The 11,696-nt window shown below is 65.2% G+C and carries 9 protein-coding genes and 1 pseudogene; 6 read left to right on the forward strand and 4 right to left on the reverse strand.

Features of this window, described 5'->3' with window-relative positions; genetic code table 11:
- Positions 1-11: 11 nt before the first annotated feature.
- From ADT71_RS35475 to ADT71_RS05385, 4 genes are all read right to left on the reverse strand, one after another.
- Entirely contained in the window at positions 12-500 is a 489-nt protein-coding gene (locus tag ADT71_RS35475) for an amidohydrolase family protein (RefSeq protein WP_369818176.1), read from the reverse strand.
- Positions 421-1,140 (reverse strand): amidohydrolase family protein, encoded by a 720-nt coding sequence (locus ADT71_RS32950; RefSeq protein ID WP_231635610.1) that lies wholly within the window; start codon positions 1,138-1,140, stop codon positions 421-423. The genes ADT71_RS35475 and ADT71_RS32950 overlap by 80 nt, the downstream gene beginning before the upstream one ends.
- Positions 1,140-2,186 (reverse strand): SIS domain-containing protein, encoded by a 1,047-nt coding sequence (locus ADT71_RS05380; protein ID WP_054435652.1) that lies wholly within the window; start codon positions 2,184-2,186, stop codon positions 1,140-1,142. The genes ADT71_RS32950 and ADT71_RS05380 overlap by 1 nt, the downstream gene beginning before the upstream one ends.
- Before the next feature lie 268 nt (positions 2,187-2,454).
- Positions 2,455-3,141: a copper homeostasis protein CutC gene (locus ADT71_RS05385; RefSeq protein ID WP_231635611.1), complete on the reverse strand. Its 687-nt coding sequence runs from the start codon at positions 3,139-3,141 to the stop codon at positions 2,455-2,457.
- 346 nt (positions 3,142-3,487) lie between these two features.
- Between ADT71_RS05385 and ADT71_RS05390 the strand changes: the two genes are divergently transcribed.
- The 6 genes and pseudogenes from ADT71_RS05390 to ADT71_RS32960 all read left to right on the forward strand — a co-directional run bounded on the left by ADT71_RS05390 (position 3,488) and on the right by ADT71_RS32960 (position 11,602).
- The gene (locus ADT71_RS05390; RefSeq protein WP_054435665.1) at positions 3,488-6,169 is read left to right on the forward strand and encodes a TonB-dependent receptor; all 2,682 of its coding nucleotides are present in this window, start codon (positions 3,488-3,490) and stop codon (positions 6,167-6,169) included.
- Positions 6,170-6,454: 285 nt separating this feature from the next.
- A complete protein-coding gene (locus tag ADT71_RS35480; RefSeq protein ID WP_369818177.1) occupies positions 6,455-7,294 on the forward strand; it encodes a hypothetical protein in 840 nt (279 codons plus the stop codon).
- 29 nt (positions 7,295-7,323) lie between these two features.
- Positions 7,324-8,663: pseudogene (locus ADT71_RS35485) on the forward strand (GH92 family glycosyl hydrolase).
- A gap of 213 nt (positions 8,664-8,876) precedes the next feature.
- On the forward strand, positions 8,877-9,872 hold the full coding sequence (locus tag ADT71_RS05400; RefSeq protein WP_054435656.1) for a N(4)-(beta-N-acetylglucosaminyl)-L-asparaginase: 996 nt from the start codon (positions 8,877-8,879) through the stop codon (positions 9,870-9,872).
- A 129-nt stretch (positions 9,873-10,001) separates the two neighbouring features.
- On the forward strand, positions 10,002-10,769 hold the full coding sequence (locus tag ADT71_RS32955; protein ID WP_082370168.1) for a TonB-dependent siderophore receptor: 768 nt from the start codon (positions 10,002-10,004) through the stop codon (positions 10,767-10,769).
- A complete protein-coding gene (locus ADT71_RS32960) occupies positions 10,730-11,602 on the forward strand; it encodes a hypothetical protein (protein ID WP_054435659.1) in 873 nt (290 codons plus the stop codon). The genes ADT71_RS32955 and ADT71_RS32960 overlap by 40 nt, the downstream gene beginning before the upstream one ends.
- Positions 11,603-11,696: the final 94 nt, after the last annotated feature.

The raw sequence follows: 11,696 nt of genomic DNA on the forward strand, positions 1-11,696 counted from the left end.
AGAAATCGATATCAGAATGCCCGTTCGCCGGCGATCCATGTCGCCTGCGGCGCCATGGCGCGATCGAGATGGACGAAATCGGCGGTATATCCGGCGGCGATTACGCCCCGTTCCGCACCGAGGCCCAGAAATTCCGCCGGCTGCACGCTGGCCATGTCGACCGCCTGCGCCACCGAAAGCCCCGCCATGTCCACGGCATTGCGCACGGCGCCGGCCATGTCGAGCGACGCGCCCGCCAGCGTGCGTCCGCGCCCACGCAGCGCCCTTCCGCCACGGTGATCTCGCGGCCGTCCAGTTCGAAGCTGGCAAGGTCCGATCCCACGCAGGGCATCGCGTCCGTCACCAGCATGAAGCGGTCGAGCGGGCGGCTCGCCAGCGCCACGCGCATCGCGGCGGGATGGACATGGTAGCCGTCGGCGATCAGCCCGCACCAGGCCGTGCGGTTCTCCAGCGCCGCGCCCACCATGCCGGGGTTGCGGTGATGAAGCGCGACATGGCATTGAACAAGTGAGTGACCCCGGTAACGCCCATGTCGAAGGCGGCACGCGCGGTTTCGTAATCGGCGTCGGAATGCCCCATCGCGAGCACCACCCCGGCGCCGGTCAGCGCACGGGCCTGATCGGCGTGAAGATATTCGGGCGCGATGGTGAACAGTACCTTGCCGGCGCGGGGGCGGGTCAACAGGTCCACCATGGCATCGTCCAGCCGGCGCAAGTTGCCCTCGGTATGGATGCCGCGACGCTTCGCGTTGAGCACCGGCCCTTCGACGTGAATGCCGATGCAACCGGGCACCCCGGCCGAAATCGCCTCGTCCGTCGCGTCCAGCGCCGCCGCGATCACGTCAGGCGTGGCGCTGATGAGCGTGGGCAGCATGGCGGTCGTCCCGAACCGCGCATGGGCGGCGGCGATCGCGGCGATTCCCGCCACGGTCGGCACATCGTTGAGCAGCACGCCGCCGCCGCCGTTCACCTGCACGTCGATGAAGCCCGGCACCAGCCAGCCACCGTCGAGATCGACGATTTCGTCGGCTTCCGTCCCGCGCTGCGCGGCCAGGATGCGCCCCTGCTCCACCGTCACCAAGGCATCGCGCGCCCAGGCGCGATCCAGATAGACGTTGCCGTTGACGAAGGCGGTTTTCATCACAGGGTCTCGGTTACCTTGCGCAAGTGGGCCGGATTGTCCGGGTCCAGCCCGCGCGCCAGCGAAAGTGCGTTCACTTGCGGGTAGAAGGACTGGATCATCAGCAGCGGTTCCAGCGCCGCATGGCCCGCAAGCGCGGCCAGCGTGCTTTCCCCGAAGGGTGCCTCGGCATCGAGCAGCGCGACTTGCGCACCGCGCCCGGCAAATTCGCGCGCGGCATCGCGCACGCTTTCGCCGCTGGCGTCGGACGTGGCGAAGGCCACGATGGGGAAGCCTTCGTTGATGATCGTCATCGGGCCGTGGCGCACTTCGGCGGCGCTATAGGCTTCGGCATGAAGACCGCAGGTTTCCTTGAGCTTCAGCGCGCCTTCCTGGGCGATGCCGAAGCCGTATCCGCGCGCGATCACGAAAAGGTTCGTCGCTGCGGAAAGCCGTTCGACCAGATCGAACGGCGCGGTGCCGGCGGCAATGGCCAGCGCATCGGGAAGCCTGCCGAGCGCCTCCGTCAGCGCGGCGTCGCCGGTCCACTGCGCGACGATGGCGGCGACCCCGGCAAGCGAGGCGATGTAGGACTTGGTGGCCGCAACCGACTTCTCCGGCCCGGCGTGAAGCGGCAGCACCCACTGCGCCAGATCGGCAAGCGGGGCGGTCTCGTCATTCACCAGCGCGACGACGCGGGCACCCGCACGGCGATGCGCCTCGACCGCCGCGAGCAGGTCGGGGCTACGGCCACTTTGCGAAATGGCGATCACGAGCACGCGGCCCGGCTGCATCTCGGCGCCGAACACCGACGAAACGCTGAGCGCGGAAGAGGACACCGGCACACCGGCCAGCGTCTCGATCAGGTACTTGGCGTAAGTCGCCGCGTTGTCGGACGACCCGCGCGCGCAGGTCACCACCACCGAAGGCGGGCTGCCGCGCAGGTCCTGCGCAAGCGATGCGAGAGTGTCCTGGTTGCGGGCCAGGAACGCGCGGACGGCCTGCGGCGCCTCGGCGGTCTCGCGGGCCATGAGCGACTGGGACGGATGAGCAACTTCGGATTGCATTGCGGCGAAATCTCCTTCGCACCGCCCCCGGTCGGCGGAAAAGCGCCAGACGGGAGCGCCTGCTTACCAATATCTACATAAGTTCTATATTGGTATTCCCCAACTGCAGGCGATGCGCAATTGGTTTCGCGAGGGCAAGCGCGTTTTTCTTCCGGCACTACCCTCGCGAGCGGTCGCTGCGTGTCGCTCTACCCCTTTTAGGTGTCGTTCAACCCGCCTTGCCCACGCGCGAAGGCAGCCTGCAGCCGGGCCACCTCGGCAGCGTCCGTCACCGGCCGGATTCCCTTCTGGAAGCCCAGTTCTTCCAGCCGCCCCGATGCCGCTGTCGCCGTGCCGGGGGTGCGGCAGGAGGCGTGAAACTCCTCGATTCCGGCGCGCGCAGAGCCGGCACCGCCTCGGCCGAGACCCCCGATCCGGCCAGAATCACGATGCGCCCGGCGGCCAGTTCATGGAGATGCGCAAGCATCCGCACCCCCTCGGGCGCCCGCACCGCGCCGCCGGACGTCAGAATCCGGTCAAACCCCATCGCCACCGCCTGCTCCAGTCCGTTTTCCATGTCGTCCAGCACGTCGAAAACGCGGTGGAGGGTCAGCGAAAGCCGGGCCCCGCGCGCCGCTCCCGCGTGCCGGGCATGATCGAGCCAGGTGCCGAGAACCGCCAGGTCAAGTCCGCCCGCAGCGCCCGCCCCGATGACGATTCCCGCCAGCCCCGCTTCCGCGGCCAGATCGATATCGTCGCAGACTTGCGCGGTTTCCTGCGGCCCGTAGACGAAATCGCCCTCTCGCGGGCGGCAGAGCATATGGACGGGAATCGGCGCCTGCGCCGCCAGCCGGACCAGCGAACGCGGCGGCGTCAGCCCGCCCAGCGCCAGCGCGCTGCAAAGCTCCACCCGGCCGCCACCCCCGGCGACAGCGGCAGCAAGACCGGCGGCATCTTCGACACAGATTTCGAGCACTTCGCCCCTTCCAAAAGACATCCGGCCCCGTCACGGCCGGCGATTCGCACTGTCGGAAATTGGACATACTTTGGCCCGACGCGCCATCCCGTTCCACCGCAAAGCCAATGCCGCCAACAGCCAGCCCAGCCGCCGCAACCTCCCATTTTCCCACCATTCCCGCCAATTTTCGACCACCTCGGCACGCAAGAAGAAATTTACGGTGGACAGGAGGATCTATTTTGGTGACATTGAATTAGGACATTGGCTTTGTATTGGCATTGTCCGCAGGAAGTTATCGGGCACGCATTTCCGCAAACATAACGTCACGGCGCGCTCACGGGTTCGGGTCATGAGGAAAACTATGATGAAACTAGCACGCGCGATGCTGCTGGCGACGAGCGCCACCATGGGCTTCGCCGCCCCCGCCTTTGCACAGGAAGCCCCGCAGGACCAGAACGACCAGGACGCGATCGTGGTCAGCGGAATCCGCGGCGCACTGACGAACGCGATCAACGTGAAGCGCAATGCGGACGCCGTGGTCGATGTCATTACCGCTGAAGGCATCGGCAAGTTTCCTGACCGCAACGTCGCGGAATCGCTGTCCCACATCCCCGGCGTCAGCGTGGACCGCCAGTTCGGCATCGGCGAGCGCGTCTCCATCCAGGGCACCGACCCGGCGCTCAACCGCGTCCTGATCGACGGGCACACCATCGCCTCGGCAGACTGGGGCGGCAATTCCGGCGACGTGACCGGCCGTACCTTCAACTACTCGTTGCTGGCGCCGGAAATCGTCTCGCAGATCGAGGTGTTCAAGTCCCCCGAACCGCGGATCGACGAAGGTTCGCTGGGCGGCACCGTGATCGTGCGCACGCGCAAGCCGCTCGATCTCGACAAGAACACCATCAACGGCTCGATCGGCTACGGCTACAACGATCGCTCCGAAATCGGCAATCCGCGAGGCTCGCTGCTCTACAGCTGGAAGAACGACAGCGCGACCTTCGGCATCCTGGTGGCGGGCACTTACGACAGGGATTCGCTGGCCCGTGCAGGCGTCGAGTACTTCGGCTACAACAGCGGCTCGGACTTCACGTCCACCGATGCCGACGGCAACGTCACGCTGAACAACCCGAACGCAGTGCTGACCGGCGGGACCGCCGAAGACCTGGCCAACGCCCGTTATCCCTACGGCATCAACCACGCCTATTTCAAGCAGACGCGCGAGCGCATCGGCGGCCAGTTCGCCGTGCAGTGGGCGCCCAGCGACCGCCTCGAATTCAACCTGACCGGCCTTCACATCGAAGGCACCTACAACAACTTCAGCCAGTCGCAGTACGTGGTTCCGACCTGGGCCGCCGGCGCGCTGGAATCGGCAACGATCTCCAACGGGCTCGTCACGGACGCATCCTTCGGCGCGACCAACCTGCCCTCCACCAGTTCGCAGCTGGACATGAACTACCGCAAGACCAAGGTGCGGACCGACAGCTACAATCTCGACACCACGTGGAAGGCAACCGATCGCCTGACGCTGTCGGGCAACGTGGGCTGGACCAAGGCCACGGGCGGCACCAACCCCGAATACCTGATGAACCTCCAGTCCAACATGCCCTTCAGCTACAGCTACGGGCAGAACCAGACTTCGGTGACGTTCTCCACCCCGCCGACCGACCCCACCGCGTTCTTCCGCTCGGACCTGCGCGATGTCACGCTGCCGGACGGCAGCACCATCCAGGCATACCAGATCGGCGGCATCGCCACCTCGCGCCAGCGCGACAAGGAGCATTACGGCCAGTTCGACGCCAAGCTGGACGTGGACGACGGCTTCTTCAAGTCCGTGCGCATGGGCGTGAAGGCATCGGATCACGTCAACAGCCTGCGCGCCACCGGATCGCAGGTCTACCTGACCGATCCGATCAGCCTTGCCGACTACGACTACACCCTGACGCCCTCCGGGCTGTTCAGCGGCCTGGGCTCCGGCGGCAACGCCAACCAGTTCGCGACGCTGCACAGCGGCGACGTCATCGACACGCTGAACAACGGCATCTACGTCGATACCGGCCTCGACGAAGGAACCTCGTTCAAGGTCCGTGAGAAATCGGCCGCCGCCTATGTGCAGCTCGACTTCGAAACCGGCCCGATCCGCGGCAACGTGGGTTACCGGGCGGTCTATACCCAGGACGTTTCGGACTATTACCTCTACACCGCCGAAAACGACACCTACACGCCGACCCGCGCCACGAACGATTATCTGAAGGGCCTTCCCAGCATCAACGTGAGTTGGGAAGTGAACGACCAGCTCAAGCTGCGCGGCTCGATCGCCAAGGTCATCGCCCGTCCGCGCTACGGCCAGCTTGCCGGCGCCTTCAGCCGCAACGACACGCAGCTGACGGCAGCCGGCGGCAACCCCGACCTCAAGCCTTACGCCTCCACCAACTACGAGCTTTCAGCCGAATGGTACTTCGGACACAGCGCGCTGCTTTCGGCCGAGTATTTCCGCCGCGAAATCTCGTCCTACATCGTGACCACCACGAGCCAGCAGGTGCTGTTCAACAACCTGACCCAGCAGAACGAGACCTATATCGTCTCCAGCCCGGTCAATGCCTCGAACGCCACCGTCAACGGCGTGTCACTGGGCTTCCAGACCCCGATCTGGGGCGGCTTCGGCATCCTGACGAACTACACGTTCGCCGACGCGAAGGGCGGCCGGGACGCCGACGGAAACGTGCTCAACCTGCCCTACCTCTCGAAGCACACCATCAACGTGATCCCCTACTTCGAAAAGGGTCCGTTCCAGGCACGCGTGAGCTGGAACTGGCGCAGCCACTACTTCACCGGCATCGGCCGCCTGAATTCGGTGGATTCGACCGACGGCTATCACCAGCTTGACGCATCGATCTCCTACAAGATCAACGAGCACTTCACGGTTCAGGCCAATGCCCAGAACCTGCTGGATTCGACGTATTACTCGTACAGCGGCACCAAGTCGGCGCCGACCGCCTTCTACAAGAACGGGCGCGTCTTCGCGGCGACTGCCCAGTTCAGCTTCTAAGTCCCGTGCAAAAGCGTGTAGGTCCTCCTCCTCCTCACTAAGATCTGCATGCACACGGGCCGGCGCCTGTCCGGGGCTTCCTGCCTGCGGACAGCGCGTCCTTTTATGAAACAGGCCTTGTAGAACGGGGCCTCATAGACTGGGGATGCCAGACATGACTGCCTTGAGTCGCCGCCACCTGATGTCCGGCTCCTGCCGCCTTGCGCTGCTGGCCGCCGCCGTTCCTGCCGGCGCGACCCGCGCTCTTGCAGCGGAAGCGCGCCGGCCGGAACCGGGACTGATGCCGTGGCCGATCCCTTCATCGGCACCGGCGGCGACGGCCACACTTTCCCGGGCGCCACCCTGCCCTTCGGCATGGTCCAGCTCAGCCCGGATACCGACACTGCGCGCTGGGACACCTGCTCCGGCTATCACCACGGCGACGCCTCGCTGCTCGGCTTCTCGCATACCCACCTTTCGGGCACCGGCATCGGCGACATGCTGGACGTGCTGGTCGTGCCCTGCCGGGGCGAGGTCCGCCTAAAGCCGGGACCGCTCGACCGGCCGGACGAAGGTTATCGCCTGCGCTACGGCAACGAGGCGGCGGAACCCGGCTACTACCGGGTCCAGCTTGAAAACGGCGTGTCCAGCGAACTGACCACGACGCTGCGCACCGGCATCCAGCGCCACAGCTATCCTGCTGGAGAAGCCGGCCACCTGCTGATCGATCTCTCGCATCTCGTGCTCGATTCCTCGGACAAGTATCCGCTGATCGACGATGCGGAAATGGCACTCGACGCGGACGGCACTCTCACCGGCCAGCGCCGGGTTTTCCGCTGGGCCAAGGGCCGGCACATCTACTTCGCGATGCAGTTTTCCCGCCCGCCGAGCCGGGTGGAATTCTTCGGTGACGAAGACAGCCCCCAGCCTGCCGGCAGCAAGCTGGTCAAGGGTCGCCGCCTGAAGGCCGCCATCCACTTCGACGATGCCGGAAGCGCGCCGCTGGTGGTGCGAACCGCCGTTTCGGCCGTGGACATCGCCGGTGCCCGCGCGAACCTCGCGGCGGAGGCGACGCACTTCGACTTCGACATCTATCGCCAGGCCGCTGCCCGCGCATGGGCGGAGGAACTTCGCATATCGGAGTGACCGGCGGCAGCGCCGAACAGCGCACGATCATGGCAACCGCGCTCTATCACGCTGCGATCGGCCCCACGCTGTTCTCCGACGTCGATGGCCGCACCATGGGGCTCGACCGCAAGGTGCACCAACTCGCGCCGGGCCAGAAAGCCTATAGCGCCTATTCGCTCTGGGATACCTACCGCGCCTTCCACCCCCTGCAGACGCTCATCCGGCCCGCGCGGTCGAGGAGTTCGTTTCCGATCTTATACGCCAGACCCAGCAGAGCCCTTATGGCCCGCCGGTCTGGCCGCTGCAGGGCGTGGAGACCGGCTGCATGATGGGCTGGCATTCGGTGCCGGTCCTTGCCGAGGCCATGGCCAAGGGCATCCCCGGCGATTACGCGGCCGCCTGGCCCAATATCCGCCGCCGCTCGTTCGACTTCACGATGCCCGTGCTCGACAATGCCCGCGGCATTCCGGAATATGACGCCAAGGGCTACGTCCCTGCAGACAAGGTCTTCGAAAGCGTCAGCCGCACGCTCGAATATGCCTATGACGACTATGCCGCCGCAAGGATCGCCGGCGCCGCAGGTGCTGCAGACGACGCCGCGCGGCTGAAAGCACGTTCGGGCAACTGGAAGAACGTGTTCGACACGCAAACCGGATTTGCCCGGCCGCGTCTCGACGACGGTTCCTGGACCGAGCCCTACGATCCGGTCGAACTCGGCCATTCGGACAAGTGGCGCGATTTTACCGAGAGCAACGGCTGGCAGGCGACGTTCCTCAACCAGCACGACGTCCATGGCCTGGCCGAGGCGATGGGCGGCCCGGCCGGGCTCGAAGCCAAGCTGGATGCCTTCTTCAACGCGCCTTCGACCCTGCCGAAGAACGCACCGCCGGACATCAGCGGCATGGTGGGGCAGTATGCGCACGGCAACGAGCCCTCGCACCACGTTGCCTATCTCTACGCCTGGACCGGTGCGCACTGGAAGACGCAGGCCATGGTTCGCCGCCTGCTGGCGCTGATGTACCGTGCCAGGCCGGCAGGCGTGATCGGCAACGACGATTGCGGCCAGATGAGCGCCTGGTACGTGCTTTCGGCTCTGGGTTTCTACCCGGTCGATCCCGTCAGCGGCATCTACATCTTCGGCAGTCCGCTGTTCGAGGAAGCGCGGGTCAGGCTGGGCAATGGCCGCGAACTGATCGTCAGCGCACCGGGCAACCGATCCGACCGCCCCTACTACGGCCGCGTGGAATGGAACGGAAAAGCACATGACCGCTGCTGGATCGGCCACGAAGAGCTCATGAAGGGCGGCAGGCTCACCTTCCACATGCAGAACGTGCCTGAATTGGGCTTCGCCCGCGACCCGCACGGCCGCCCGCCAAGGCAGGCCTGAGACGGAATCACGCGACCTTTCCGCGATGAGGTGAGACCAATTAGCGACATATTCCGTCAAAAATCGGAAAAATCTAATGCCAATCTGAATTTTGGAATTGAATTTATTTAATACCTATGACAGCTTTGTTGCAAGGCAGGCTTCGGGAAGGGCGTGCCGTTCCGTAACTAACGAAAAATCGAGGTGGCCATCTCTGGCCGGGGGACAGTGGGCATGGGATTCTCGCGTCGCAACACCTTGGGACTTGCCCTGGCCGGATCGGTCGCGGCAGGAACGGCACGCGCTGCCGGCACCACGAAGAATGCCGTCGATGCCGCGCTCGTGGTGTCGACATGGGATTTCGGCGCGGCGGCGAATGCCGCTGCCTATGCTCGCTGGAAAGCCGGCGGAACACTGATCGACGCGGTCGAAGCCGGTGCGCAGGTGCCGGAAGCGGATCTTGCCAATCACTCCGTCGGGCTGGGCGGATACCCTGACCGCGATGGCCACGTCACGCTGGACGCGATCATCATGGACGACCGCGGCCATGCCGGCGCGGTCGCCGCGCTCGAAGGCTACGTTCATGCGATCTCCGTCGCGCGGCGCGTCATGGAACGCACGCCGCACACCATGCTGGTCGGCGACGGCGCGGCGCAGTTCGCACGCGAACAAGGCTTCGCAGCGCAGGAACTGCTGACGCCCGAGGCAGAGGCGGCGTGGAAGGAATGGCTCAAGAAGGCCGAATACAAGCCGGTGGCCAATATCGAGAACCAGCGTGGGTCGGCGCTCGACCATGACACGATCGGCATTCTCGCGCGCAGCCCCGACGGGCGCCTCGCCGGCGCCTGCACGACTTCGGGCATGGCTTTCAAGCTTCGCGGCCGCGTCGGCGATTCCCCGCAGTCGGGCTGCGGGCTGCTGGTCGAACCCGGCGTCGGCGCAGCCACGGCAACCGGCGTGGGCGAGGAAGTGACGCGCATTGCCGGTGCCGCAAGAGTGGTCGGCTCGATGCGCATGGGCATGTCGGCCATGGCCGCCTGCCGCGAAGCGGTAGAGCATATCGTTGCCTTGCGCGGAGACGCCGTGAAGGACGCCCAGGTCGCATTCCTCGCAATCGACAGGAACGGCCAGGTCGGAGCCTTCGCGATCCAGCCCGGCTTCACTTACGCGGTAACGGACCAGACCGGCCGGACCGTCATCCGTCCTTCGGAAAGCCTCCGCCGAGCCTGACCGCGCCCCGAGGCGCGAGCGAGCCGAGCGATTGCCCGACGTCCCCGCGCCGGAAGCCGGGCGCGTGCACCCGGCAGAACCAGATTAATACCAGGCAATATCAATACCAGGGAAGAAAAGGGGTAACGAATGAGGAAGATCACGAGACTATTGTTGGCGACGACCTGCATCACGGGTCTCGCTACCCCGGCGCTGGCGCAGAGCAATGCGCCCGACGATGCCGCCTCCGACAGCACGGCCAATTCCGCCGCAAGTGCCATCGTCGTGACCGGCTCGCGCATCAATCGTCCGAACTCGGCAGCGGCAGCGCCGATCACCTCGGTGACCAACGATGCGATCCGCGCACAGGCCGCCGTCAACATCGAGGAAGTTCTCAACCGCATTCCGCAGATTTCGCCGGACAGCCAGCAGAACTACCAGGATTCCGACGGTCGCCAGCGCATCAAGCTGCGCAACCTCGGCTTCGAACGTACCCTCACGCTGATCGACGGCAAGCGCGTGGGCACCATGAACGGCGTCGACGCCAACATGATCCCGACCTCGCTCATCAAGCGCGTTGACGTGCTGACTGGCGGCGCCTCGGCGGTCTACGGCTCGGATGCGATTGCCGGTGTCGTCAACTTCGTCATGGATGACGATTTCGAGGGCCTCCAGCTCAACGGCAACTACAACTTCTACCTCCACAAGAACAAGCGCACGCTGATCTCGGACGTTGCCAGCCAGTATGGGTTCGACCAGCCCGCCAGCGGCACGACCACGGACGGCGGCCGCGCGGACCTTTCGCTGACCTTCGGCAAGAAGCGGTTCGATGACCGGTTCCACATCAGCGGCTACGTCAATTACCGCGAAGCGCGCTCGTGCCCTATTCCTCGCGCGAGACTTCGGGCTGCCAGCTGACCGAAGCGGTGAAGGATGGCCCGCTCAGCTGCACGGTATCGACCTACACACCCTACGGCTACATCTCGCCCCGCACCGGCGCGGCCAGCGGCGAACAATACGTCAACAATCCCGACGGTTCGCGCACCTTCGTGCCCTATAGCACCGCGCTCGCCGCCAACCCCTATGACGGCTATTCCTTCCAACGCGAGGACAAGCGCTGGAACGCCGGCGGCTTCACCTCGTTCGAAATCTCGGACGCGGCTGAACTCTATGGCAGCGCGATGTGGTTCCGCGACCGTTCGACCAACCCCTACCCGGCGCGCGTCTACAGCCCGACTGCCTATGGCGACGGCTCCTCGCCCTACTACGTCAATTGCAACAATCCGCTGATGTCGGCCTCGCAGGCGCAGACGGTCTGCGGCAGCTCGGCAGGCACCTCCGACCTCGTGCCGATCGAACTGCGCTACCGGTTCAACAACGTGAAGGACATCGAGGACGTCTATCTCAACAAGGGCCTGCGCGCGACCGCAGGCGTGCGCGGCCAGTTCGCGCAAGGCTGGAGCTACGACGTGGGCGGCGTTTATGCCCGCAATCGTCAGGACATCACCTGGGGCCAGCCTGACTACGACCGCGTCAACAACGCGCTCAACGTGGTCAGCGTCAACGGGCAGCTCCAGTGCGCCTCCGGCACCACGGATGGCTGCGTTCCCTTCGACGCCTTCAGCGCCAATTCCACCCTCAACACCCAGGCGCTCTACGACTACCTGACCGAGGGCAGCTTCGGCACCTCCACCACGATCAACACGCTCTACGACATGGTCGCCACCGTGCAGGGCGATCTTGGCACTTAGAGCCCGCCCCGAAAGTTGTTGAGCAATACCAGCCATTTATGATTCACGCCGTCCTGCGAGAGATGGAGTGATCAATGGCATGGACTGGTATTGC

The organism is Novosphingobium sp. ST904 (assembly GCF_001298105.1).
Lineage (GTDB): Bacteria > Pseudomonadota > Alphaproteobacteria > Sphingomonadales > Sphingomonadaceae > Novosphingobium.